24 protein-coding genes are annotated in these 25,531 nt (G+C 59.0%); 3 read left to right on the forward strand and 21 right to left on the reverse strand.

The annotated features are described in order from the left end of the window. Nucleotides 1-33 precede the first annotated feature (33 nt). The 5 genes from msrB to yrfG form a co-directional block, all read right to left on the reverse strand. The gene (msrB, locus tag BLW01_RS02030) at nucleotides 34-546 is read right to left on the reverse strand and encodes a peptide-methionine (R)-S-oxide reductase MsrB (RefSeq protein ID WP_092567822.1); all 513 of its coding nucleotides are present in this window, start codon (nucleotides 544-546) and stop codon (nucleotides 34-36) included. A 65-nt stretch (nucleotides 547-611) separates the two neighbouring features. Continuing rightward, nucleotides 612-2,186, reverse strand: coding sequence for a phosphoenolpyruvate carboxykinase (locus BLW01_RS02035; protein ID WP_229806341.1), 1,575 nt, complete (start codon nucleotides 2,184-2,186; stop codon nucleotides 612-614). A 237-nt stretch (nucleotides 2,187-2,423) separates the two neighbouring features. After that, nucleotides 2,424-3,302: an Hsp33 family molecular chaperone HslO gene (gene hslO, locus BLW01_RS02040; RefSeq protein WP_092567823.1), complete on the reverse strand. Its 879-nt coding sequence runs from the start codon at nucleotides 3,300-3,302 to the stop codon at nucleotides 2,424-2,426. Between the two features lie 5 nt (nucleotides 3,303-3,307). Then, the gene (locus tag BLW01_RS02045; RefSeq protein WP_092567824.1) at nucleotides 3,308-3,712 is read right to left on the reverse strand and encodes an RNA-binding S4 domain-containing protein; all 405 of its coding nucleotides are present in this window, start codon (nucleotides 3,710-3,712) and stop codon (nucleotides 3,308-3,310) included. A 168-nt stretch (nucleotides 3,713-3,880) separates the two neighbouring features. Then, a complete protein-coding gene (gene yrfG / locus BLW01_RS02050) occupies nucleotides 3,881-4,546 on the reverse strand; it encodes a GMP/IMP nucleotidase (protein WP_092567825.1) in 666 nt (221 codons plus the stop codon). Nucleotides 4,547-4,629: 83 nt separating this feature from the next. Here yrfG and nudE point away from each other — a divergent pair, with 83 nt between their 5' ends. Further along, on the forward strand, nucleotides 4,630-5,208 hold the full coding sequence (nudE, locus tag BLW01_RS02055; RefSeq protein ID WP_092567826.1) for an ADP compounds hydrolase NudE: 579 nt from the start codon (nucleotides 4,630-4,632) through the stop codon (nucleotides 5,206-5,208). Nucleotides 5,209-5,230: 22 nt separating this feature from the next. On the opposite strand, the gene BLW01_RS02060 is transcribed toward nudE, so the two are convergent. The 11 genes from BLW01_RS02060 to nrdR all read right to left on the reverse strand — a co-directional run bounded on the left by BLW01_RS02060 (nucleotide 5,231) and on the right by nrdR (nucleotide 17,607). Continuing rightward, the gene (locus BLW01_RS02060) at nucleotides 5,231-6,313 is read right to left on the reverse strand and encodes an oxidoreductase (RefSeq protein ID WP_092567827.1); all 1,083 of its coding nucleotides are present in this window, start codon (nucleotides 6,311-6,313) and stop codon (nucleotides 5,231-5,233) included. Nucleotides 6,314-6,441: 128 nt separating this feature from the next. Next, nucleotides 6,442-8,286 carry a dihydroxy-acid dehydratase gene (gene ilvD / locus BLW01_RS02065; RefSeq protein WP_092567828.1) on the reverse strand — a complete coding sequence of 615 codons (1,845 nt, stop codon included), beginning with the start codon at nucleotides 8,284-8,286 and terminating at the stop codon, nucleotides 6,442-6,444. 121 nt (nucleotides 8,287-8,407) lie between these two features. Continuing rightward, a complete protein-coding gene (gene lon / locus BLW01_RS02070; protein WP_092567829.1) occupies nucleotides 8,408-10,828 on the reverse strand; it encodes an endopeptidase La in 2,421 nt (806 codons plus the stop codon). A 118-nt stretch (nucleotides 10,829-10,946) separates the two neighbouring features. Further along, nucleotides 10,947-12,197 (reverse strand): DUF945 family protein, encoded by a 1,251-nt coding sequence (locus BLW01_RS02075; protein ID WP_092567830.1) that lies wholly within the window; start codon nucleotides 12,195-12,197, stop codon nucleotides 10,947-10,949. A gap of 23 nt (nucleotides 12,198-12,220) precedes the next feature. Continuing rightward, entirely contained in the window at nucleotides 12,221-12,694 is a 474-nt protein-coding gene (locus BLW01_RS02080) for a phosphatidylglycerophosphatase A family protein (RefSeq protein WP_092567831.1), read from the reverse strand. Continuing rightward, the gene (gene thiL / locus BLW01_RS02085) at nucleotides 12,691-13,659 is read right to left on the reverse strand and encodes a thiamine-phosphate kinase (protein WP_229806340.1); all 969 of its coding nucleotides are present in this window, start codon (nucleotides 13,657-13,659) and stop codon (nucleotides 12,691-12,693) included. The genes BLW01_RS02080 and thiL overlap by 4 nt, the downstream gene beginning before the upstream one ends. Continuing rightward, complete coding sequence (gene nusB / locus BLW01_RS02090) at nucleotides 13,646-14,140, reverse strand: transcription antitermination factor NusB (RefSeq protein ID WP_092567832.1); 495 nt, start codon at nucleotides 14,138-14,140, stop codon at nucleotides 13,646-13,648. Before nusB ends, thiL begins: the two co-directional genes overlap by 14 nt. After that, complete coding sequence (ribH, locus tag BLW01_RS02095; RefSeq protein WP_092567833.1) at nucleotides 14,137-14,619, reverse strand: 6,7-dimethyl-8-ribityllumazine synthase; 483 nt, start codon at nucleotides 14,617-14,619, stop codon at nucleotides 14,137-14,139. The genes nusB and ribH overlap by 4 nt, the downstream gene beginning before the upstream one ends. Nucleotides 14,620-14,684: 65 nt before the next feature. Next, entirely contained in the window at nucleotides 14,685-15,824 is a 1,140-nt protein-coding gene (gene ribBA, locus BLW01_RS02100; protein ID WP_092567834.1) for a bifunctional 3,4-dihydroxy-2-butanone-4-phosphate synthase/GTP cyclohydrolase II, read from the reverse strand. A gap of 104 nt (nucleotides 15,825-15,928) precedes the next feature. Next, nucleotides 15,929-17,113 (reverse strand): bifunctional diaminohydroxyphosphoribosylaminopyrimidine deaminase/5-amino-6-(5-phosphoribosylamino)uracil reductase RibD, encoded by a 1,185-nt coding sequence (gene ribD / locus BLW01_RS02105; protein WP_092568081.1) that lies wholly within the window; start codon nucleotides 17,111-17,113, stop codon nucleotides 15,929-15,931. A gap of 14 nt (nucleotides 17,114-17,127) precedes the next feature. Then, complete coding sequence (gene nrdR, locus BLW01_RS02110; RefSeq protein WP_092567835.1) at nucleotides 17,128-17,607, reverse strand: transcriptional regulator NrdR; 480 nt, start codon at nucleotides 17,605-17,607, stop codon at nucleotides 17,128-17,130. Between the two features lie 198 nt (nucleotides 17,608-17,805). On the opposite strand from nrdR, the gene BLW01_RS02115 reads away from it, so the two are divergent. After that, a complete protein-coding gene (locus BLW01_RS02115; protein WP_092567836.1) occupies nucleotides 17,806-19,587 on the forward strand; it encodes a sugar phosphorylase in 1,782 nt (593 codons plus the stop codon). 83 nt (nucleotides 19,588-19,670) lie between these two features. Then, complete coding sequence (gene dsbG / locus BLW01_RS02120) at nucleotides 19,671-20,423, forward strand: thiol:disulfide interchange protein DsbG (RefSeq protein ID WP_092567837.1); 753 nt, start codon at nucleotides 19,671-19,673, stop codon at nucleotides 20,421-20,423. A gap of 58 nt (nucleotides 20,424-20,481) precedes the next feature. On the opposite strand, the gene BLW01_RS02125 is transcribed toward dsbG, so the two are convergent. The 5 genes from BLW01_RS02125 to dgoD form a co-directional block, all read right to left on the reverse strand. Next, the gene (locus BLW01_RS02125) at nucleotides 20,482-21,702 is read right to left on the reverse strand and encodes a glycosyltransferase family protein (RefSeq protein WP_092567838.1); all 1,221 of its coding nucleotides are present in this window, start codon (nucleotides 21,700-21,702) and stop codon (nucleotides 20,482-20,484) included. Continuing rightward, nucleotides 21,699-22,571, reverse strand: a complete 873-nt coding sequence (locus BLW01_RS02130) for an HAD-IIB family hydrolase (RefSeq protein ID WP_092567839.1) — start codon at nucleotides 22,569-22,571, stop codon at nucleotides 21,699-21,701. The genes BLW01_RS02125 and BLW01_RS02130 overlap by 4 nt, the downstream gene beginning before the upstream one ends. Before the next feature lie 152 nt (nucleotides 22,572-22,723). Continuing rightward, complete coding sequence (locus BLW01_RS02135; protein ID WP_092567840.1) at nucleotides 22,724-23,647, reverse strand: 2-dehydro-3-deoxygalactonokinase; 924 nt, start codon at nucleotides 23,645-23,647, stop codon at nucleotides 22,724-22,726. After that, nucleotides 23,644-24,330, reverse strand: coding sequence for a 2-dehydro-3-deoxy-6-phosphogalactonate aldolase (locus tag BLW01_RS02140; RefSeq protein WP_092567841.1), 687 nt, complete (start codon nucleotides 24,328-24,330; stop codon nucleotides 23,644-23,646). Before BLW01_RS02140 ends, BLW01_RS02135 begins: the two co-directional genes overlap by 4 nt. Nucleotides 24,331-24,371: 41 nt before the next feature. Beyond that, complete coding sequence (dgoD, locus tag BLW01_RS02145; RefSeq protein ID WP_092567842.1) at nucleotides 24,372-25,520, reverse strand: galactonate dehydratase; 1,149 nt, start codon at nucleotides 25,518-25,520, stop codon at nucleotides 24,372-24,374. Nucleotides 25,521-25,531 lie beyond the last annotated feature (11 nt).

The raw sequence follows: 25,531 nt of genomic DNA on the forward strand, positions 1-25,531 counted from the left end.
GCGTTTTATCCTGATGCGGCTGATCTCGCGTGATCAACCACCGGCCCTGTCGCTCGGCACGAATGTCAACGCCAGCCCGTTGTTGCACCAACGCAAACCGGTGGGATCGGGACCGTCGTCGAATACATGGCCCTGGTGACCACCGCAACGGGCACAGTGGTACTCGGTGCGAGGCCAGATCATCTTGTAGTCCGCTTCGGTCAGCAGATGGCCGTGGATATGATCGAAGAAACTCGGCCAACCGGTGCCGGAGTCGTATTTCATGTCACTGGTGAACAGCGGGAGATCGCAGCCAGCGCAGCGATATTCGCCCTCTCGGGTTTCCTTGTTGAGCTCGCTGGATGATGCCGGTTCGGTCCCATTCTCGCGCAGGATCCGGTACTGCTTTTCATCCAGGCGCTCACGCCACTCATCTTCCGACAACTCGAGCACGTCAATATCGCTGGCACGCTCCACGTCCGGCTTGGGCCGTGCACTGACCACGCCCGGCAGCGCACTCGCCAGCCCTCCGGCTCCCAGCAGTCCCAGGAAATAGCGTCGTTTCATGGTAGGTACCTCCTACGCCACTTCCGCTTTTGACCACACCGACGAAGGTCAGTTCTCGTTCAACGTCAGTTGAGACTCGGCCCCGCGGCAACGATAGCTGAATCGACACCGGAGAACTTCTTGAAATTGTCGACGAACTTGGCAACCAACGATTGCATCTGACGATCGTAAGCCAGCGTGTCCTCCCATGTTCTGCGGGGATCGAGCAAGCTGGAGTCGACCCCGGGAACGGCAACGGGCACATCGAGATTGAGCCCTTCGATACGTTGCGTCTCGACGTCACGCAGCATTCCGGACTGAATGGCGCTGATAATGGCACGGGTCGTGGGGATCGAGAAACGCGACCCGCCTTCACCGTAAGCTCCGCCAGTCCAGCCGGTGTTGACCAGATACACCTGAGAACCATAGGCTTCCACGCGCTTGATCAGCAGATCGGCGTACTCACGCGCCGGGCGCGGAAAGAACGGCGCACCAAAGCAAGTCGAAAAGGTCGCTGCCAGACCGCTTGACGCCCCCATTTCCGTCGAACCGACCTTGGCGGTATATCCGGAGAGAAAGTGATAGGCGGCGGCCTCCTTGGATAGCACCGAGACCGGCGGGAGGACACCGTTCATGTCACAGGTCAGGAAAATGATGGCATTGGGTTCACCGGCACGATTCTCCGGCACGCGTTTGTCGATGTGTTCGAGCGGATAGGCGGCCCGGGAATTCTGGGTCAGGCTGTCATCGGTATAATCGGGTTCGCGGCGGTCGTCCAGCACGACATTCTCGAGCACGGCGCCGAAACGAATGGCATGCCAGATCACCGGTTCGTTCTTTTCCGAAAGATCGATGCACTTGGCGTAGCAGCCACCCTCGATATTGAAGACGGTCCCCTCGCCCCAACCATGCTCGTCATCACCGATCAGGTAACGGGCGGGGTCGGCGGACAATGTCGTCTTGCCGGTCCCGGACAGGCCGAAAAACAGTGTGGTTTCTCCGTCTTCCCCTACATTGGCACTGCAGTGCATGGGGAGGACACCGGCGTCCGGCAGCAGAAAATTCTGTACCGAAAACATGGCCTTCTTCATCTCACCGGCATAATGCAATCCGGCTAACAGCACACGCCGACCGGCAAAATCGATGATGACCACAGCCTCGGAGTGAGTTCCATCACGCTGAGGATCACAGACGAAATACGGTGCGTTGAGAATGCGCCATTCGTCATGATGTGCCGGATTATACGCTTCAGGTCGCACGAACATGGTACGACCGAACAGGTTGTGCCAGGCGGTCTCCGTCGTTACACGAATAGGGAGATAGTGCTTGGGGTCAGCGCCGACATGCAGGTCGGATACGAAACGGTCACGCTCATCAAGATAGGCTTCAACTCGCGTCCACAATGCGTCGAAGCGTTCGGCATCGAAAGGGCGATTGACGCTTCCCCAATCAATCTTGCCACTGGTCGTGGGTTCGTCGACGATGAAACGATCCGCGGTAGAGCGGCCGGTGCGCTTGCCTGTCTTCACCACCAGGGCGCCATTGGAGGCCAAACGCCCTTCGCCGCGAGCGATGGCACGCTCGACCAGTTCGGCTTGGCTGAGGTTGGTGAAACATTGGGCGGCGCCGGTATCGGCAACTACGGGTTGGGTCATGGTCATGTCGGTGTCCTGAGGCCTTGCGGCCGATCCTCTCGTTTGCCTGTACGTCATTTTCCGATAGAACGTCAGGTCGAATCGCGGTGAGTCAGCTCACTTCCATATCATGCATGAATACGATTCGACCCCTGCACGGGGTCGACATTATTACAGAAAGGAACGCAGGGGGAAACGCCGTAGTTCGCCGATTTTCTTGTAGTTTTACTACTACATGACGTCATTTCATGACGATTTGCTTCATTAATGTATCGTCGGCGTCGGCGCATCAGGAGTATCGATCAGCGATTCGATTTCCGCCGCGCTGAAGTGGTAGTGGGTATGGCAAAAATGGCAGTGCGTATCGATGGCCTTTTGTTCATCGAGAATATCGCGTAATTCTTCGGCTCCCAGCCCGAGCAGCGCCCTGGCGATACGCTCACGTGAGCAGGTGCATCCGAAACGCAGCGATTTGGGATCGAATACTCGCGCCGTTTCTTCATGATATAGCCTGAAAAGCAATTCGCGTTGCTCAAGTGACAGCAATTCCCCATCACTCAACGTGTCGGCGAGTTTCACACAACGGTTCCAGGCATCGGCGTCGCAGGATTGACGACCATCATCAGGCAGTTGCTGCAACAGCAAACCGCCGGCACGCTGCCCATCGGCAGCCAGCCACAACCGGGTGGGCAACTGTTCCGAGCGCTCGAAGTACGCTTCGAGACAGCCACCCAGAGTATCGGCATCCAACGCCACGATCCCCTGGTAGCGGTTTCCCTCGCGCGGATCCAGCGTAATGACGATCTGCCCCTCACCGACCAACTGCCGGAAATCCGTCTCATGGGCAGGTAGTGCCTGGTCTTCGGCCAATCGGGCAATGGCTCGCAACTCACCACCCGGGTTGGACTCCGCCATCAACAACGATAGGGCACCTTGCCCTCGCACCTCGATACTCAAGGTACCATCAAGTTTGACGGTTTCGGTCAGCAGAGCCACCGCCGCCAGTAATTCCCCCAGCAGACGTGCAACGGGTTCCGGATGCGACTGCTTATCCAACACCTCCTTGTAGGCAGACTCCAAACCGACGATCTCGCCACGCACATTGGTGTCATCGAACAGAAAACGTTGAATCTGGTCGGTCATGATTCTCACTCTTCGCCGTCACGGTCGATCCCGCCGGCACGCATGAATTTCTTGATCTCCCGCCGCTGCTTGCGATCGGGCCGTTTCAATGGATGTTGCATCGTCTGCTTGGCGAGACGACGGTTCTCGGACTCGCGCTCACGATGTTCCCGGCTGCGGGACGTTTCCTGATAAAGCTCACGAGCTTGCGGAGCACCTCGCCGCTGATCGGAGAGCGCCAGGACTTCCACCTCCCAGATATCCCACCCCTGGGGAATCTTGAGCAACGCACCGACTTCGACGTTCTTGCTGGTCTTGGCTCGCCCTCCATTGTAATGGACCTTGCCTCCTTCAATGGCTTTCTTCGCCGATTGACGGGTCTTGAAGAAGCGGGCGGCCCACAACCATTTATCGAGTCTGACTGTTTCCATGAATCACCTCGCTGAGGTTTTTGTGGAAGGGACTCCAGTCGCGAAAGACGCCATTAGGCACCAGGCGGTCACACTTCAGGCAGGGCTTGTGTCCTGTAACGCGGCTAAAGCCCCTCCCAGATTCTGTCACCCGTTATCAGAGGATAGGAACTCGTGCAGTCACGAACATTAGACCGGTGGATGCTCCCCCGGCAGGATGCTGGCGAAGTGATCCAGAGCAATGAATTCTTCGAGCTCCCGTTCGGGGCGTCGACTGTCGGGTTGTTTGATTCCCAGCAAATGACGGATGCCATATTCGCGCGCACTCTCCAGCACGGCGGGATTATCATCGATGAACAGCGTGCGTTCCGGATCGAAGGGTTCGACATCCTGAAGCGCAAACCAGAATTCCGGGGCTTCCTTGGGCATGCCGACATCCGCCGATGAAACGATGGCATCGAGATACGCATCCAGGCCGGTCAGCGGCAGCTTCAGGGCCAGGCTTTCCCGATCGGCATTGGTCGCCAACACGACACGCGGGTGGGCACGCTTGAGCCACTGCAGGAAGTCCAGAGCGTCACTACGCAAGCCGATCAAATGCTGAACTTCCCGTTTCAGCGCCACGATATCGACATCCAGTTCCCGGCTCCAGTACGCCAGGCTATACCAGTTCAAGGTGCCTTGCTCACGGATGATACGGGCACGTATTTCATGTTGGGTCGACTCATCGAGCCGATGCAGTTCGACGTAACGGCGCGGCAAATGCTCGAGCCAGAAATGACTGTCGAAATGCAGATCCAGTAATGTGCCATCCATATCCAGCAATACGGTATCAACCGAACGCCAATCGATCATCGGCACAAGCTCCCCAGTAACAACCGTTGACATGCTATTGTACGGGATCGAGCGTTACGACGACACACACTGCCGGAGGCTGCATGGCGCAATTCCCCCACGACAAACCGCATATCCTCGGCCGCCGGGAAGTGGCCAGAAGTCGCCTGTTCGCGGTCGAGGAGCTCGAGCTACGTTTTTCCAATGGCGCTGAACGCACCTTCGAACGCTTGCAGGGCAGCGATCAAGGTGCGGTGATGATCATCGCCATGCCCGACCCCGAACACGTATTACTGATACGGGAGTATGCGGCAGGATTCGACGATTACGTGCTGACCCTGCCGAAAGGACTGGTCGACCCCGGCGAAGACATTGTCGGTGCCGCCAACCGGGAACTGATGGAAGAGTGCGGCGTCGGGGCCCATACGATCGAGCCGCTCGTCGAGTTGTCGCTGGCCCCCAACTACATGCGCCATCGCATGCAAGTCATGCTGGCGAGTGACTTGTACGATCAGCGATTACCGGGCGACGAGCCGGAACCGTTGATCGTCGAAACCCATGCCATCGAAGCGATACCGGCCTTGCTGGCACGCGACGACTTCCACGAGGCCCGGGCCATTGCCGCGCTGTACATCGCGCGTGACAAGTTACGCGATGAACAGCAACGGCTTCAGCTTTGGTAAGGAGACATCGGGTAGCAACGCGTCACCCCTTGCTCACCGACCCGGTGCGTCGATGAGTACCGCCTTCCTTCAGACGCACCCAGCGCCCTTGGCGATAACTATCGAGGCCAGCTTCGATCAACACCATGACCTCCATGGCTTCATCGACCGTCACCGGTGGCTCGGCCTGGCCGCGAAGGGCCGCCACGATACCCTGATAGTAGGCCAGATAATCGCCGGGCAATGTGGGATGAGTCCGTACCTCGGGTTCGGCCCCCTGCCCACTCAGCGTCAAGGTGCCATCATAGTCATCGACTCCCCACTGCGGACTCGGCATTTCTCCCGCCTTGAGCCTCGCCTCCTGGGAATCGAGCCCATATTTGACGTAACTGCCCTGCGTACCATGTACCGCAAAGCGAGGGGTCGGCTCAGCCACCAACGCACTGGCTTGCAGCGACACCCGCATGCCATCGTAGTCCAGCAACGCCAGAAAATCGTCATCGACCTGAGCGTTGTCCCGTCGAGTGCCGAGATCGAGCAGGATCGAACGCGGCATACCGAAGAGTTCGCGCGCCTGGTCAAGCAAATGGGGACCCAGGTCGTACCAGATTCCTCCCCCCGGCTTGGCTTGTTCACGCCACCGGTCTCGCACCTCGGGGCGAAAACGATCGAAACGCGACTCCACATTGACCACCCGACCTAGCGAGCCGTCCTCGAGCAGTTCGCGCAACGTGAGGAAATCGCTGTCCCAACGGCGGTTATGAAACACGGAGAGCAATCGTTCGGCATCGTCGGCATGATGCTTGAGCATCCGCGCTTCGGAAGCCGTCACGGTAAAGGGTTTATCGAGCACTACGTGCTTGCCGGCAGTCAGTGCCGCCTTGGCAAGCGGAAAATGCGTATCGTTGGGAGTGGGGATGACCACCAGATCGATATCCTGGCGGGCGAAAAGCGCCTGCGCCTTGCGCTCCACATCGACATCCGGCAAATCCGTCTGGACCTTGGACATGTCGCTGGATACCACAGCACGCAATTCGAATCCTTCGGTAGCCTGAATCAGCGGCACGTGAAACGTCTGACTGGCGAAGCCGTAACCGACCACGCCGACGGTAAATACTTCCTTCATGGCGATCCTTGAATATCCCGAATGCAATCTCGCCGTCTCCATGGCCTGTCATGGACGGCGTCATTACCATCGTTATGGAGACGGGAGGCAAAAGTCAAAGGATAACTTGCCTCCAGTACACCGAGGTATCAATCCAGTTTCGACAGGTCGCGAACCGCACCTTTATCGGCAGAGGTCGCCAACGAGGCATAAGCCTTGAGCGCACCTGACACCTTGCGTACACGCTCGATGACCGGTTTCCAGGCATGCGCGCCTCGCGACTCCATGGCATCGCGTCGTTGTGCCAGGATCTCGTCGGAGAGATCAACGTCGATCCGCCGGTGGGGAATATCGATACGGATGATATCGCCACTCTCTATCAGCCCAATCGCGCCACCGGCGGCGGCTTCCGGCGACACATGGCCGATCGAGAGGCCGGACGTTCCCCCGGAGAAGCGACCGTCAGTCATCAAGGCACAAGCCTTGCCGAGGCCTTTCGACTTCAGATAGGACGTCGGATACAGCATTTCCTGCATCCCCGGCCCTCCCTTTGGACCTTCATAGCGTATGACCACGACATCCCCTGCTTTCACCTTGCCCTCGAGGATATGCTCGACCGCTTGATCCTGGGATTCGACGACATGCGCTGGTCCTTCGAATACCAGAATCGACTCGTCGACACCGGCAGTCTTCACGACACAGCCATCACGGGCGATATTGCCATGGAGTACGGCCAGCCCGCCCTCACCTGAGAAGGCATGTTCGAGGTCGCGGATGCAGCCGGTGGCACGATCGCCGTCCAGGCTCGGCCATCGGGAATTCTGGGAAAAGGCTTCCTGAGTAGGAATACCGCCTGGTCCGGCCTTGTAGAACTCGAGCACGTCGGGACTCGGTGAACGCATGATGTCCCACTCATCAAGTGCATCGCCCAGGGTGTCGCCATAAACGGTGGGTACGGAAGTATTGAGCACTCCCGCCCGGTCGAGCTCACCGAGAATCGCCATGATGCCACCCGCGCGATGGCAGTCCTCGATATGATACTGCTGGGTATTGGGCGCCAGCTTGCAAAGCTGCGGCACCTCCCGGGACAGCGAGTCGATATCCGCCATGCGGAAATCGATCTCGGCTTCCTGCGCCGCTGCCAGCAAGTGAAGGATGGTGTTGGTCGATCCGCCCATGGCGATATCCAGCGTTATGGCATTCTTGAAGGCGTCCTTCGCGCCGATCGCACGCGGCAGCAGATGCGCTTCATCACCTTCGTAGTAACGCTTGGCCAAGTCAACGATGCGCTCCCCGGCCTGCTCGAACAATCGTCGGCGAGCGGCATGCGTCGCCAGCATGGTACCGTTACCCGGCAATGCCAGCCCGAGCGCCTCGGTCAGGCAGTTCATGGAATTGGCAGTGAACATGCCCGAACAGCTGCCGCAGGTCGGGCAGGCGCTACGCTCGATCTCTTCGATCTCTGCATCGCTGTATTTATCATCGGCCGCCGAGATCATGGCGTCGATCAGATCGATACCATGATCGAGCAACTTGGTCTTGCCGGCCTCCATGGGACCACCGGAAACGAAGATGGTCGGCACATTGAGGCGCATGGCAGCCATCAGCATGCCAGGCGTGATCTTGTCACAATTGGAAATGCAGACCAGCGCATCGGCACAGTGGGCATTGACCATGTACTCGACGCTATCGGCGATGATATCGCGACTGGGCAGCGAATAGAGCATGCCGTCATGGCCCATGGCGATGCCATCGTCCACCGCAATGGTATTGAACTCCTTGGCCACACCACCGGCTTTCTCTATCTCTCGCGCAACCAGCTGTCCCATGTCCTTGAGATGGACATGGCCCGGAACGAACTGGGTAAAGGAGTTGGCCACGGCGATGATCGGCTTGTGGAAATCGTCATCCTTCATGCCGGTGGCTCGCCACAAGGCGCGAGCGCCGGCCATGTTACGACCGGCGGTGGTGGTGCGGGAACGGTACTCGGGCATGGGTGTCCTCTCGTGCTCAGTCACGACGTCATGACCGTCTCTCAGCACGGCCTGACGATCTCGAAATCCAGGTCGACCCTAGATTCTGGCACGAGCGGATATCGGTTGCCAGACGAACGGCTTAACCGAACACCACCTTGGCCACATCCTGATAGCGTTTGGCGAAGTGAACCTTCACTCCCGATTTGAGGTAATCGGGTAGCTCCTCGAAATCGCGCCGATTGGCATCGGGCAGAATCACTTCGAAAATATCGCTGCGCCGTGCGGCGATGATCTTCTCGCGAATCCCCCCTACCGGCAGTACCTGTCCAGTCAGAGTCAGTTCCCCGGTCATCGCCAGGGGACGATCAATGGACTGATGCTTGGCCAGCGACAACAAGGCGGTAGTCATGGTCACCCCGGCCGAAGGACCGTCCTTGGGTGTCGCCCCTTCCGGTACGTGCAGATGAATGTAGGCATCGTTGAAGAAATCGGCATCGGCACCGAATTCGCCCAGATGGCCCTGCACATAGCTGTAGGCGATATTGGCGGACTCCTTCATCACATCGCCGAGCTTGCCGGTCAACCGGAAACCTCGATCCAGGGCATGAACCTTGCCGGCCTCGACCGCCAGCGTTGCCCCCCCCATTGCGGTCCAGGCCAGGCCAGTCACGACACCTTCACCCTTGAGCACACTCTCCTTGCGGAATAGCGGCGCCCCCAGGAATTCTTCGAGGTTATTGACCGACACTTTCACGCTCTGCTGGCCGTTTTCGAGCATCTTGACCGCTGCCTTGCGCACGATGCGGTGCAACTGTTTCTCCAGTTGTCGCACACCGGCCTCGCGGGCATAGCCTTCGATCACCTGCTTGAGCGCGGCATCGGTCAGATTGATCCGCTTCTTGGGAATCTTGTCGCGCTTGAGCAGCTTCGGCCAGAGATAGTGCTTGGCAATCGCCATCTTCTCTTCGGCGATGTAGCCCGAGAGCCGTATCTGTTCCATGCGATCGAGCAATGCACTGGGAATCGAGTCCAGGGTGTTGGCGGTACAAACAAAAAGCACCTTGGACAGATCGAGACGCACATCCAGATAATGGTCCAGGAAATCCACGTTCTGTTCGGGATCGAGCACTTCGAGCAAAGCCGACGCCGGATCTCCCTGGAACGATTGGCCCATCTTGTCGATCTCATCGAGCATGATCACCGGGTTCTCGACCTCGACTTCCTTGATCGCCTGCACCAGTTTACCGGGCATGGCACCGATGTAGGTACGGCGGTGGCCCTTGATTTCCGCCTCGTCACGCATGCCGCCTACCGAGAAGCGATAGAACTCACGCCCCAATGCTTCGGCAATGGAACGCCCCACCGAGGTCTTGCCGACCCCCGGGGGGCCGACCAGCAATAGAATGGACCCACCGACATCCCCCTTGAAGGTGCCTTCGGCCAGGAATTCGATGATGCGATCCTTGACGTCCTTCAAACCGTCATGGTCACGATCGAGAATCTCACGGGCATGTTTGAGGTCGAGTTGATCCTCGCTGGTGATGCCCCAGGGCAGTGATGTCAGCCAGTCGAGATAGTTGCGTGTGGTGCCGTATTCCGGCGAGCCGGTCTCCAGGACGGACAGTTTGTCGAGCTCGTCGTCGATACGCTCCATGACCCGCTCAGGGACATGAAGCTCGGTCAGTCGTTTGCGGAAGGTATCGACATCGTTCTCACGATCGTCCTTGGAGATTCCCAGTTCACGCTGGATCACCTTGAGCTGTTCACGCAGGAAGAACTCACGCTGACGCTCCTGCATCTGCGCGTTGACCTGCTCGCTGATTTCGCTCTGGAGCTGAGCGACCTCGATCTCCTTGTGGAGCAGCGGCAACACCTTCTGAAGCCTCGCCATGACCGGCAGGGTCTCCAGGATCTCCTGCAACTCATGTCCTTTCGCTGACGTGATTGCTGCCGCGAAATCCGCCAGCGGCCCCGGCTCATGAGGACTGAAGCGGTTGAGATAATGCTTGAGCTCCTCGCCATACAACGGATTGATCGGCAGCAAATCCTTGATACCGTTGATCAACGCCATGGCATAGGCCCGCGCTTCGTCCTCCTCTGCCTCGACCGGCTCATAAGGATAACTGACCTCGACGAGATAGGGCGGTTTCCTGGATAACCAGCGCTGAATCTTGAAACGACGCAATCCCTGGGCAATGAACTGGATCTGTTCGTCCTCGCCCTGAACCTTGTGCATACGCACGGCAGTACCAATGGCGGGAAAATCGTCCTGAGCCAACCCCTCGACACTGGCATCGCCGACATAGGCCAGCCCGACCGTATGGTGAGGGGTATTGCCGACTCGCTGGATCGTCTCCTCCCAGCGTTCACGGTGAATCACCAGTGGTTGCACCTGCGCCGGAAAGAAAGGGCGATTATGGATTGGTAACAGGTACAGACGCTCCGGCAGGTATTCATTCGTCGGGACGACAGCACCGGTCTGGCCCTGAGGCTGCTCGTCATCCTGATTAGCGGACTCCGTAGAAGAGAACATATCCTGAAGATCGTCACGTTCGCTCATCATGCATCCTTTAGCCGAGGGGGCAATGTTGCCCTTTGGCAACAGGAATGCGGGCGGCGAGAGGAAACTTCAAGTCATGGCGATACAAGACGCCGCTCGCCACAGCGAACGAACCCCGCTACCACGGCACGGGGCGGCCGTTCAGCGATATCTCCCCGGCATCGATGTCGATCTCGAGATCATCGATATCCGGTGAGAGTCCCAACTGGAAAAGCAACAGCGTAGGCACATTCCGCCAGGTGATGTGGCCATCCAGCCGAGCCCGCCAGTCGGCCGGCACATCGTGCCCTTCCCAGTCTGTCAGTGACAATGACTCGACATCGTCACCGTCGAAGACCAGCTCGCCTTCGATGTCCACCAGCATATCCAGCATGGCGCTGTTCAGATCCACGGTGTCCAGCGTCAACTTCGGTGAGTCGGCCAGCATGGCCTGAACCTTCGGCTCGAGACGCTCGAGCAATCGGCGCCGTTCAGCGGCATCCCAGTGCTCGCCTCGCTCGGCGACCTCCCGTATCAGCGCGGCCGTTTGACGGGTCGCATCGGCATTCAGACGTGACAACGCGATTGCCACCCCTCCGCCGATCATGGATTGATCCCCCATACGCGCATCATCAAGCGACAGGTCGACGGCTAACCGGCCTTGCTCGTCATCCAGTTGCCAGTTGCTTTGATAACGCCAGCGTTCGATCGAGATGTCGGGTATCAGTGGGCCACGGTACGCCAACTGGGACAGTCGGATCTCATCCTGTTGTTCGATGTCGTCCGTCTCTTCGTCATGACGGTAACGACTATCAAACTCCAGTTTTCCAACCTCCAGGCGGCCGATGTCATCTTCCAGCGTCCAGGGAGCGACCGACCCCACCAGGCTGACATCGCCACGTTGACCGTATATGTCCCACTCCACACCCTGCGTTTCCAGCCGCCATCCCTGTTCCTTATCCTCCATGGTGAACGGTGCCAGCGAGAACCGGGAATCGAACTCCCCTGACAGAGAGGCATAATTGGCATTCCAGCGTGGCGGGGCAACCGGCAGGTGATCGCCGAACAACCGCTCACGATCCGTTCCCAACGCAATATCGACGTCTCCCTCGGCCTGAGTGCTCAACACACCGTGGCGCGCCGTATAGGGAATGGAGGCCCGCCAGTCATCACGTCCCTCGGGCGACAAGCGAATACGTCCCCGAGACACGAACCAGCCATGCTGGATCTCATCACGCTCTACTTGATAGCCACCCTCGTTCTCCAGCTCCGCAATCGCATGCCGCAGTTCACGTTCGAACAACGAGCTGGACAACGCCTGTGCTCCCAGATAAGCGGCACCGACCAATCCCAGCACAATCGCAATCAGCCATCCCTTGCGCTTGAACATCTCTACGTCGTCAACCTTTGGAGTCAGTGCAGCCAGAGCCACAGGTGAATGGTTCCCCAAGCATAGAGACCCGCCATGACATCATCGATCATGATCCCGAAGCCACCGGCCACATGCCGATCGGCCCAGCGAATCGGCCAGGGTTTGAAGACGTCGAAAATGCGGAAAACCAGGAATCCCCACAGCGCAGCTTCCCAGGAAAAAGGTACCGCCGCCATGGTCAGCCAATAGCCGACAAATTCATCCCAGACAATACCGGAGTGATCGTGGACACCAAGATCATGTGATGTCTTGTCGCACAACCAGATGCCGATCATGAAAGCAACGGCGACCAGGCTGAGATACCAGGTAAGCGGCAGGTCCGACATCAGCCAGTAGAATGGAATCGCACCCAATGTGCCGAAGGTGCCGGGCGCCCAGGGTACCGCCCCACTGCCCAGACCAAAGGCGAGGAAATGGGTGGGACGATGCCAGGTCGTTGCCGGAGCACGTTTCATGACATCGCTCCCGGGAAATGCTGCCAGCCTGCCGGCCCGGCGCAGGAGACACCCCGAATCCCCGGTGACGACGAAAATCGCCCGACCGGAGTCAAGGACACTCCGACCGTTGCCAATGCCGAACGCGCCTCGTCCAGAGAGTCCGGAGGCAAGGCCAACAGGAGCTCATAATCATCCCCGCCGGTGAGGGCTGCCTGTAACGCATCGGCCTCCCCCAGGCGATGCGTCAATATCGGTTCACGGGGTATCGATGACGCATCGAGATCCGCGCCGACACCACTGGCTGTGCAGAGATGACCGAGATCGGCGAGCAACCCGTCGGAGATATCGATCGCCGCCGTCGCGAGATCACGCAGCAAACGTCCGGCTTCAAGGCGTGGCTGCGGTAACAAATAGGCGACCAGCAGCGGATCGTCGAGATCGCGCTCGCCATTCTGCCAGGCACGCAGGCCGCCATGGGCACTTCCCAGACTACCGGTCACGACGACCAGATCCCCTGCCCTGGCCCCGCTACGTTTCAGCGCTTGGCCATAAGGGAGTTCGCCATGCACGGTCACGCCGATCGCCAACGTACCACGGGTGACATCCCCGCCGGCCAACGCCACCCCGTGCACATCGGCCAGGGCATGAAAACCACGTGCGAATTCGGCCAGCCACTCATCATCGGCATGAGTCAGCATCAACGCCATCAGGCACCACCGCGGACGGGCCCCCATGGCAGCGAGATCGCTCAGACTGACGGCCAATGCTCGATGACCAATGGCATGGGGCGGTGCCTCACGGGGAAAATGAATCTCACTGACGGAGGTATCGACGCTCACCACCAACTGGTGCCCGGGCGTCGGCCACAGCAATGCACTGTCATCGCCAATACCCAACTCGACCCCCTCGCCCTGAGTGGGTCGAGCAAAGTGCCGGGCGATCAGTTCGAACTCACTGGTCACCGGCATATCAACGACGGGCATGGACCTCGGCATACCGCAGGCGTGAGGCGAGCTTGTCGAGAATGCCGTTGACGTACTTGTGACCGTCGGTGGCGCCGAACGACTTGGCGAGCTCGACGCCCTCGTTGATCACCGCTCGATACGGTACGTGCAAACGATGTGACAATTCGTAGGCTCCCAAGCGCAGGATGGCCAACTCGACCAGATCCAGATCCTCCAGACGACGATCCAGCAAGGGGGCAATCGCCTCATCCAGAGATTCACGGTGTTTGACCACGTTGTGCAGCAGTTCATGGAAAAGCGCCATGTCGGCGATTTCCATGACTTTCGACCAATTTTCATGGTCAGAGAGATCCTCATCGGCGGTCTGGGATCGGAACTCCGCTTCAATGGTCGCGATCGGCTTGCCTGTCAACTGCCACTGATACAGGCCCTGGATTGCAAGTTCCCGCGCTGCGTGACGGGACTCCTGGGCCGCCGTTCCACGCTGGGTCCCTTTCATGACTCACCCCCGAACTGCCTGAGCAACGAGACCATCTCCAGTGCCGCCATGGCCGCCTCGGTCCCCTTGTTGCCGGCTTTGGTGCCCGAACGCTCGAGAGCCTGCTCGATGGAGTTCACTGTCAGAACGCCATTGGCGATCGGCGTTTCATATTCGAGTTGCAGACTGCTGATCGCACTGTTGCAGTTGCCGGCGACATATTCGAAATGGGGCGTCCCACCGCGGATCACCGCGCCCAGCGCGATCACTGCTTCGGGCTGAGCAACCTTGAGCACGCGTTTGACCGCAAGCGGCAGCTCCCAGGCTCCCGGGACGTGCACGATATCGATGTGTTCGGCGCTGACACCATGACGAACCAGGCAGTCGACCGCGCCCTCCACCAGCGAGTCGACCACATGATGATTGAAACGACCCACCACGATGACGTAACGGCCATCGACGTCGGTGAAACTACCTTCGAGTTGGGTTATGGATTGCATCATTCTCATCCTGCTGATGGCGCACCGCACCCATAGTGCGGCGGCTCGAAGTCATCGGTCCCGACTCAGGGACTCAACCGCTCCACGACTTCCAGATCGAAGCCGGACAGCGCAGAAAATTTCCAGGGCGAACTCAATAGTCGCATCTTGCCGACGCCGAGATGGCGCAGTATCTGTGACCCGGTGCCGATGGTAAGGTAGTTGCCGGCACCGTCGGAATCACTGTTGCGAGGTGCGCGGCGACGCTCGAGAAGTAGATCGAGCTGATCCTTCAGATCCTTATGGGGTCGGCCGTCATCGAGTAGGACGAATACACCGCTATCAGCCTCTGCGATTTCCGCCAGTGCCGCCTGAGACGTCCAGCTTTGGCTGTCGGACCGCGCCAACGTCAACAGGTCACGCAGTGTGTCGGCCAGATGGACACGTACCGTGGTCAAAGAGTCCGGCGTCGGATGCCCTTTGACGAGAGCGAGGTGATGCGCTCCTTGGATGCGATCACGAAAGACATGCAGTTCCATTTCCCCGTACGCGGTCGACACGGGGGTGGCTTCCACATGCTCGATGGTCTGCTCGTTATGGATACGATAGTGAATCAGATCCGCGATCGTGCCCATCTTGAGGCCATGCTCGGCCGCGAAACGCTCGAGTTCGGGACGCCGGGCCATGCTGCCATCTTCATTCATGACTTCACAGATGACGCCACTGGGCTCGAAACCGGCCATGGCCGACAGGTCACATGCCGCTTCCGTGTGGCCGGCACGCCGCAGCACCCCACCGGGTTCGGCCATCAGCGGGAAGATATGGCCCGGCTGGACGATATCCTCTGCACGCGCGTCCCGCGCCACGGCAGCCTGGATGGTCCTGGCCCGATCAGCGGCGGAAATGCCGGTTGAGACCCCCTCCGCCGCTTCGATGGAGAGCGTGAATTTGGTGCCATATCCTGCCCCGTTGTCACGCACCATCAGTGGCAGCCGTAACCGCTCACAACGTTCTCGGGTCATCGGCAAGCAAATCAAGCCACGGGCATGGCGTGCCATGAAGTTGATGTGTTCGGCCTCGACCATTTCGGCCGCCATGATCACATCACCCTCATTTTCGCGATCCTCATCATCCATGAGAATCACCATCTTGCCGCGGCGGATGTCGTCGATCAGTTCCTCGACGGGAGCAAGGCCCGACGGCGAATCCTTTGATGTAGGCACCATGGTGGGTTCTCCCAAAAACTATAATGTGCCGTCGTCGTAGAATGGCGACGACTCGCGTTACCCTTACACCTCTTTGGCAGGTGACGCCAGCACGGAATCGGCGCTCAGGGTACCTTGGTGGAAGGCTGTGCGCCAGTCTCCTGCGTATCTGTCGCTTGCAGGCGACGACTATGTGGTATCGCAATGATCCGCCAATCCTGTCCCAGCGCACGAATATCGGTGATATCCAGCGGCTTCTGCTGGGACATCCGAACCAACCCAGGCAGCTCGAACAACGGCCGTGCCGTCCCGCCGAGGAGAGTTGGTGCCACGAACAACACCATCTCATCGACCCAGCCGCCATCGAGCATCGCTCCCGCCAGCGTGGCCCCGGTTTCCAGCAACGCTTCATTGATATCCTCGGCGTTGGCCAGATATTCCAGTAATGCCCCCGGTTCGACGCGACCATCCGGGGCCGAGGGCAGGCATACCACCTCGGCGCCCTGCGCTTCCAGCCGTTGCCGGCGCTCGGCATCACAGGAGCAGGTCGCCACCAGGGTGCGGCCTGGCTGACGCAAGCACTTCGCTGCCAGCGGCAGACGCAGTCGCGAATCGACGATGACACGCAGGGGCTGACGGCCAGCAATGGTCTCGGCATCGGGTAGATCGAGTTGGTCAGCACGCACGGTCAACCGGGAATCATCAGCAATGACCGAATCGACGCCACTGATAACGGCCCCGGACCGTGCTCGCAAACGCTGGACCTCCGAGCGGGCACAGGGACCGGTAATCCATTGTGATTCCCCCGATGCCATTGCCGTACGTCCATCAAGACTCATTGCCATCTTGAGACACACGAAGGGGCGCCCTCGATGCATACGTGACAGAAAGCCGCGATTGAGTTCCCGCGCATCGTTCTCGAGTACGCCACACTCGACGTCGATGCCGGCCTCACGCAGCATCTTCATCCCGCGACCGGCTACCTGTGGGTTGGGATCCGATAGCGCGATGACGACGCGCTTCACCCCGGCTTCGATCAATGCCTCGGCACATGGACCTGTACGACCGTGATGCGAACAGGGCTCGAGAGTGACATAGGCAGTCGCACCGCGTGCCGCCTCCCCGGCCGCTCGCAAGGCATGAATCTCGGCATGCGGCTCTCCGGCTCGAGCGTGATATCCTTCACCGACGACCGTTTGCCGTTTGACCAGCACGCAGCCGACACAGGGATTGGGGTGGGCGGTATAATAACCGTGCCGTGCCAGCCGCAAAGCACGCGCCATCCAGGCTTCGGGGTTCGGTGTTACCATGCCTTGCTTACGTCTCATTGATCGTCATTGGGAGGAAAGGTCGGCTCCTGGGCCAAGCGGTCAATCTCGGCGCGGAATTCATCAAGATCCTGAAACCGCCGGTATACCGAGGCAAAACGGATGTAGGCGACCTGATCCAGACGCTTTAGTGCGCGCATGACTTCTTCCCCCACCTCACGGGCTTCGACTTCGCGCTCACCACGGGCTCGCAGGCGCTGACGAATACGCTCGACAGCCGCCTCGATGGCCTCGGCGCTGACAGGTCGTTTCTCCAGCGCACGCAGCATGCCGGCACGCAGCTTGATTTCATCGAAGGTCTCACGCGAGCCATCACCCTTGATCACTCGAGGCATGACCAATTCGGCCGTCTCATAGGTGGTGAAACGCTCACTACAGGCGTTGCACTGACGTCGACGGCGAACCTGATCGCCATCAGCAACCAGTCGCGAATCGGTGACCTTGGTATCCTGCTTACCACAAAATGGGCAATGCATCGGGAATGTTCCGGCGTCCTGGGGATGTATCGGCGTCTATCTTTCTCAATTCGACGAATTTGATGATAGTGTAACGGCTTGTTCGGGGAGTACATAGCCTTGGTCTGCATTGCAGTACGTCCGGCTGGCATGGGTTCTGCATCAGATGTGGCCATCACCTGCCCCGAACAGCGTATCTGGCCCGGCCGGAGACCGACCATGAGCACATCCGTTCCCCACGCTCCCCCTGAGTTCCTCGATACCGTCGCGTTCAACGATATCGCCTATCGACGCCTGCAAGAGATCTATGGGCCACGCGCCGACGAAGTCATGCGGCGCCTGGCAACGCTATTGATGCACCGTCGTGATGCACTCGAGAACGCGCCTCAAAGACACGATGGATCACTATGGAGCGAGCGCGACCAGTGGTTGATCACCTACGGCAATACGCTCACTGACGGCGATCGCACACCACTGGATGTCCTGGACGACTTCCTCGAGACCCGTTTGGGTAACACCTTCAGCGGCGTGCATGTCCTCCCTTTCTTTCCCTGGAGCAGTGATGACGGCTTTGCTGTCATCCACTACCGTGAAGTCGACCCCGCCCTCGGGGACTGGCCGGATATACGCCGAATTGCCATGCATCGCGACCTGATGGTCGACCTGGTCATCAATCATGTCTCCCGAGAATCCTTATGGTTTACTGATTATCTGGCCGGCTCCCAGCCAGGGAGGGATTATTTCATTGAAATGGAGCCGACGACCGACCTGTCACAGGTGGTGCGTCCCCGCAACTCACCGTTACTGATTCCCGTGCCTACGCGTCGAGGGACACGGCATCTGTGGGCCACGTTCTCCGAAGACCAGATCGACCTGAACTTCGCCAACCCTGATGTGCTCCTGGAGTTCATCGGTATCCTGTTGTTCTACGTCGAGCAAGGGGCTCGCATCATCCGTCTGGATGCCATCGCCTACCTATGGAAAGAGATCGGTACGTCCTGTATCCATTTACCGCAAACCCATGCCATCGTTCGACTACTTCGGGCCATCCTCGATCATATGGCGCCCGGTACCTTGTTGATCACGGAAACCAACGTGCCACATCACGAGAATCTCAGTTACCTGGGTCTCGAACGCCTTGGAGACGACACCGACACGCCGGATGAAGCCCACCTGATCTATCAATTCACCCTGCCGCCACTGCTGGTTCATACGCTGACCAGCGGTGAGGCAATGACTCTGGCCAACTGGCTGCGAACACTTCCCGACCTGCCCCCCGGGTGCAGTTACTTGAATTTCACCGCCAGCCATGACGGTATTGGTGTCCGGGCCCTGGAAGGACTCCTCCCCGAGCATGAAGTCGAGGCCCTGCTGGAATTGATGCACCGCTTCGGCGGGTTCGTCAGCATGAAAACCGGTCCTGACGGTCAGGATTCTCCTTACGAGATCAACATCACCTATTTCGAGGCGCTGAAGGGAACCCGACGCGGTCCCGATCCCTGGCAGGTCGAACGTTTTCTATGCAGTCAGAACCTGATGCTGGCACTGCAGGGCATCCCGGCCCTGTACCTGCACTCACTCACGGCGACACTGAACGACCATGAAGGCGTCGAACGCAGTGGTCGGTTACGCTCGATCAACCGACACCAATGGGAGATGAAAGCACTCGACGAACTCCTCGACAGCCGGAACACCCCCACCCGGGAAGTGTTCCTGGCCCTCAAACGTCGACTGGATATCCGCCGTCACGAGCCCTGCTTCCACCCCAATGCAGCACAACGGGTTCTCGACTCCCCCGCCGAACTGTTGGGCATAGAGCGGGGACCAGTGGCCGACGGACGCCGACTGATCGCCATTTACAATGTGACCGACAAACGCCAACCCCTGGCAGTGGATGAACTGGCAGGTCATGACTGGTTCGATCTGTTGGCAGGAGAACCCTGGCAACCGCACGACACCCTGGCCCCCTACCGCAGCCTGTGGCTGATCACGGACCCATGACGAGGCGCCGGAATATCGCTACAGTGGATACTCCCTGGATGCCGCTATCGTGTCATCCCAAGTTCTCGAGGAATTGAGTCCACATGCGAATCCCGGCACCTTTCGTACCACTGCTCCTGGCGATGTCGTCACTCCCCATGTCGGTCATGGCGCAGGAGTGGCCGGCACCGATTCGGGCTCTCGAAGAACAGAACCTGACGATCCATGAGTCATTCGACGCTCCGGCCGGCATGACCGGCTATGCCGCCAGCGTGCAGGACAGGGAGATCGCCATCTACCTGACGGAAGATGGGGAACATGCCATCGTCGGGAATATGGTCGATGCCGAGGGCAACAACCTGTCGGAAGCCCCATTACAGGAAATTGTTCGTGGCCCCCAGGAAGAACGTATCCGGCAGGACTTGCAGGATAGCGCCTGGATCGCCGATGGCCGTGACGACGCCGACCGGGTCATTTACATGTTCTCCGATACCCACTGCCCATACTGCCAGGAGTTCTGGGAAGACTCGCGCGACTGGGTCGAAGCGGGCAACGTCCAGATTCGCCATATCCTGGTCGGCATTCTCGACCGTGAAAGCCCTCGCCAAGCCATGACGATTCTGGAAGCCGACGATCCCGCCGCCATGCTCGACAGACATCATCGAGGCGAACCGATCGAGTGGCTGGAGACCATTCGTCCTGAAATGGAAGACCAGGTCTACGGCAACCAGCAATTGATGGAGAGTCTTGGTCTGGTCGCAACCCCGGGCCTCATCTATCACGTTGATGGGCAGCTCGAGATGACACAGGGAATCCCCGAGGACATGGAAAACGTCATGGGCTCACCGCGCCCTTGATGGACACGGAGATGACCCGACCAGACCACGGTACACACGACTGATCACCGTCCGGTGCTCATACCTTGCCCTGATTATCCATCTCGACAGCGGCATGCATCCGTTCCAGGAAGTCGGGAATCGCCGCTTGTACACGATTCCAACTGGGGATGAAGGGTTTGTCGCGAGGTTTCTCGAGGAAGGCATCCCCCGCTTCCATGATATTCGTGGCAAAGAGCTCCACCGCTTGCTCTTCACTGTGTCGATCGAGCTTGAGTCCGTTCATGATCGCATCGTTGTCATACGTTTCGATCAGGTCCAGGGCGATACGGTAGTAAGTTGCCTTGATGGTGCGGAAGCTTTCTGCATTGATCTGGACCCCGAGCGTCGCCAGCTTACGATACAACGCCTTGGCAATGTCCAGACTCATGCGATTGAGCCCGGTATTGGGGTCTTCCTCGGACACCGGTTGATGCTTGTGGTCGTAGATGTCGGCGATATCCACCTGACACAGTCGCTTGGTGGAATAATTGCGGTGCACTTCGGAGAGCACGCCGATTTCCAATCCCCAGTCGCTGGGAATGCGAATCCCATCGAGTACATCGGCCCGCATCGAGAATTCGCCGGAGAGCGGGTAACGGTAGCTGTCCAGATAATCGAGATACGGCAAAGGGCCGTAAATCTTCTTCAAGGCGCGGATGAGCGGCGTCACCATGAGGCGTGCGACCCGGCCGTTGAGCTTGTTGTCGGCAATGCGGGAATAGTATCCCTTGCAGAACTCATAATTGAACTGCGGGTGCGCCACAGGATAAATCAGGCGCGCCAGGAGCGATCGATCATAGGTGACGATGTCGCAGTCATGCAGTGCCACGGCTTCGGCACGCCGCGATGCCTGGACATAACCGGCACAGAACCACACATTGCGCCCCTTGCCCAGCTCTTGTGGTGAGATGCCCTCTTCCGCCAGTTCCGCATCGAGCGCCTGCAACCGGGGACCATCATTCCAGAGGATGCGATGATGCTGGGGCAGGCGCGAAAAGAACTCACGAGCATGCATGAACTGGTCACGATCGGCACGATCGAGGCCGATGACGATCTCCGACAAGTAAGGCACTTCAGTCAACGTCTCGACGATGTGTGACAACGCCGGGCCTTCGAGTTCGGCATAGAGCGACGGGAGAATCAGTCCCATGGGCCGGCGCATGGAGAATTTCACCAGATCCGCCTCCAGGGCCTCCACTGGACGCTGGGTCAGATTGTGAAAGTTAGTGATGATACCGTTCTGATAGAAATCACTCATGCAGGGCTTTCCTCGCCGCTGACGTTATCGGGAAGCGTCTCGCCCCACCAGTGGTCCATCCCCTCGCTCCAGCCGGCAGGGCCGGGCGAGCGAGCATGGTAGACATGATCTCCTTCGAGCGAGACGACTTGCCCATGGCGTCCCGGGATCAGCACTGCCAGATCGGCTCGCTGTAGCATCGGAATGTCGTTGGGTCCATCGCCGAGCGCCAGCGTATGAGGGCGCTGTCCCCGTAATGCCCGGAACCGGTCGATCAACCAGCCAACCGCGCTCCCTTTGTGGCTATGCCCCATGACATGCCAGAAACGCCCTCCTCGGGTCAGTTGCATACCATCACTGTCGAGGGAATCTCGAAAGCGCGAGATCAATGCGTCGTCATCCTGCCAAAGCACTGGCTCACTGCCTTCGCGGAGACGCGCCTGCCGTGCCTGGGGTTCCGACAACCCGGTTACCGCCATGATGTCTTCCAGACTCATCTCGCCCATACAGCAATATGACAGCCCCTGACGTTCGCGAATTACTTCGAGACGCTTGCGAATGAATCCGATATCCAGTCCCGGCGTTTTGACACAAAGACTACCGATATCATCGGGATCGCGATCCAGGCGGGCATGCTGCCAGGCGGGAGGGAGGCCGATGACAGCACCGTTCTCGGCAATGAAGGGACTTTGTTCGAGTCCGAGTTGTACTCGTAACGCCAGCAATTCCGCACGCGTTTTGCTCGACACGGGTATCACGGGCACGTTGGCAAACCGCAGCCGCTCCAACCAAGGATGTGCCGGCTGCCAATCATAGCTGTCATGATCGAGCAACGAGCCATCGAGATCGGTAAATACCAGGCGTGCACTGGTGGCAGTCGGCTCAAACATGGGGGCCCACCTGAGAGCTATTCATGGGAGTCTACACAGAAGCTAGCACGTTGCGTGCCATAGCGCCTAAAGTGTGACGCACCGGGTCTCGGATGGGGAGCCGATATGATAGCAACGCACTCTTCGAGTGCACCTCATGATCGAATTCGTATTCAGTGGGCACGAACAGTGCGAATCGCGTCGATGCGCTGCAGACCGGCAATACTCGCCTTGTCACTGTCGATGCTCGTGGAAGGCATGCCAAGCGGGTCCATGGCTAACCGGTACGACTCGTTGAGCGCGGTGGAACCAACCAGCAGCAGATCCCGCCACTGCCCTGCCTGACGCAAGGCGGCCCGAACCTCGCCGCCGATCAATACTCCGGACAGGAAACTGGCCACCTGAGGCGCGTCGAGACCGCCATACAGATGACGGCTACGTGCCTCGAACAGTGCATGCAATATCCCATCCTCATGGCCTGATGCGTTCACCCCCTGATGGAACGCCTCTGCATCGAACGCGGCATCGGAAATGGCCGGCTGTCCCGGGAGCGTATGGAAACGCACGGCATGATATAGTTCACCGGTCATCATGGTGGTGAACGACTGCATTCGTCCGCCTTCCAGATGCGCCCATTTACTATGTGTGCCCGGCAGGCAACAGGCTCCACTGTCGCGCCCCGCCAGCATCAAGGCACCGAATGCCTGTACTTCTTCGCCGCGCATGACATCGACATGGTCAGGCGTCACCATCTTGACACCGGGAACGATCCAGGCGTTGGACAATCCCGGCGCCGGCATCAACTCATCCACCAAGGTGTCGAGATCGACGGGCAACTCCAGTTGCGGCGCCTCGCACCAGCCATTACGTGAGCCGACCATACCGGCCAGATAGACCGGCACGGCCTCCTCACCCCCTCCTGCATTACGCCAATCGACGATCTGCGCATGGCAGTAATGCGGAAATTCGTCGGTACTCAACGCTTTAAGGCCTGCTTCCGAACGACGCGTATCCAGACACTCGCCCGTGCCGGCATCGACGAGAAAGGCGCGGAAGTTGCTGGTCCCCCAATCAATAGCGATGAACTGGCGTGTCATGCGTCTTCCTCACGCTCGGTACGGTCGATCTGGGCTGCAAGCGCTTCCAGACGCTGCCATTCGGCCACCAGCGACGTGGCGGCGGTACCCACTTCATCGGGGTGGCGACCCGGCTGATAGAGGTTGCTGCCGAACCCGAAACCTCGTACTCCTGCTGCGTGCCAATCTGCCATGTTATCCCGGTTGACGCCTCCGACGGCGAATACGGGGAGATCGGATGGCAAAATGGCCGAGACATCACTGAAATACCCTACCCCCAGACGCGCTGCCGGGAACAGTTTGAGCGCCGTTGCACCGGACCTGGCAGCCATCAACGCTTCACTGGGTGTCATACAGCCAATGAACGAGGCCAGCTCCTGTGCCTTGCCCGCCTCGACAATATCGGCATCGATGTTCGGCGTAATCAACAAGGAAGCACCAAGCGACCCCAAACGCTCGACATCCGCCACATCGAGCACGGTTCCCGCGCCAACCAGAACATCCTCCGGCATCCGTTTCACCAGACGCTCGAGACTCTGCCATGGGCGTGGCGAATTGAGCGGCACCTCGATCATCTTGAAACCGGCCTCGACCAGTGCATCACCAACGGCTTCTACCTCTTCGGGACTGATGCCGCGCAGGATTGCCACCAAAGGGCGATCCTGCATGGCCGACGCCAACGCGGTCTTCTGTTGCGCATTCATGGACTCATATACTCCTCTGTTCACCGATCGCTCCGGCCGACTCACCACTCGGCAATGGAGCCATCTTCATGCTGCCAGACAGGATTGCGCCAGCGGTGACCGACCTTGGCTCGCTCCTCGACAAACGCCTCATCGATCTCGACACCAAGCCCAGGGCCATCAGGAATGGCACAGAATCCATCCTCGATTGCCAGCGCAGACTTATCGACCAGGTAATCCAGGACATCGTTATCGCGATTGTAGTGGATTCCCATGCTCTGCTCTTGAATGAAGGCATTGTGGTTCACGGCATCCACATGGAGTGACGTTGCCAGCGTCAACGGGCCCAGTGGACAGTGTGGGGCCAGCGCCACGTCATAACAGGAGGCCAGACTGGCGATTTTCATACCCTCGCTGATACCACCGCAATGCGACAGATCCGGCTGAATGATGTCGACCATGCCGTCAGCAAGCAGATCACGGAATTGATAACGGGTATGCAGGCGTTCACCGGTGGCGATGGGGTACCCGAGCCCCGAAGCGATATGCTTGAGGCACGGGAGATGTTCCGGTAATACCGGTTCCTCGACGAACATCGGATGATAGGGTTCGAGCTCACGCAGCAACGATTTGGCCATCGGGCGATGCACGCGACCGTGAAAATCGATGGCGATACCGACTTCCGGTCCCACTGCCTCACGGGCTTCGGCGACCCGAGCCACGGCTTCATCCACCTTGGCGTGTGAATCGACGATCTGCATTTCCGGCGTTCCGTTCATCTTGAAAGCAGTAAAGCCCCGATCGACCAAGGCCTTGGCCCCGGCTCCCACATCGCTGGGACGATCGCCACCGGTCCAGGCATACATCCGCATCTTGTCGCGAACCGCTCCTCCCAATAGTTGATGCACCGGCACACCGTAATCACGCCCCTTGAGATCCCACAACGCCTGATCGATACCCGCGATGGCCGACATCAGAATGGGCCCGCCGCGATAGAAGCCGGCGCGATACAAGGTATTCCATAAGTGTTCGATACGGTGTGGATCCTCGCCGATCAAATAATCGGAGAGTTCATGAACGGCGGCCTCCACCGTCGCTGCACGTCCTTCCACGACGGGTTCTCCCCAGCCGTAGACGCCCTCGTCGGTCTCGATCTTGAGAAACAGCCAGCGGGGCGGCACTTGCCATGTTTTGAGCTGTGTAATCTTCATCGATTGCCTCT

The sequence above is a fragment of the Aidingimonas halophila genome (genome assembly GCF_900106955.1).
GTDB lineage: Bacteria > Pseudomonadota > Gammaproteobacteria > Pseudomonadales > Halomonadaceae > Aidingimonas > Aidingimonas halophila.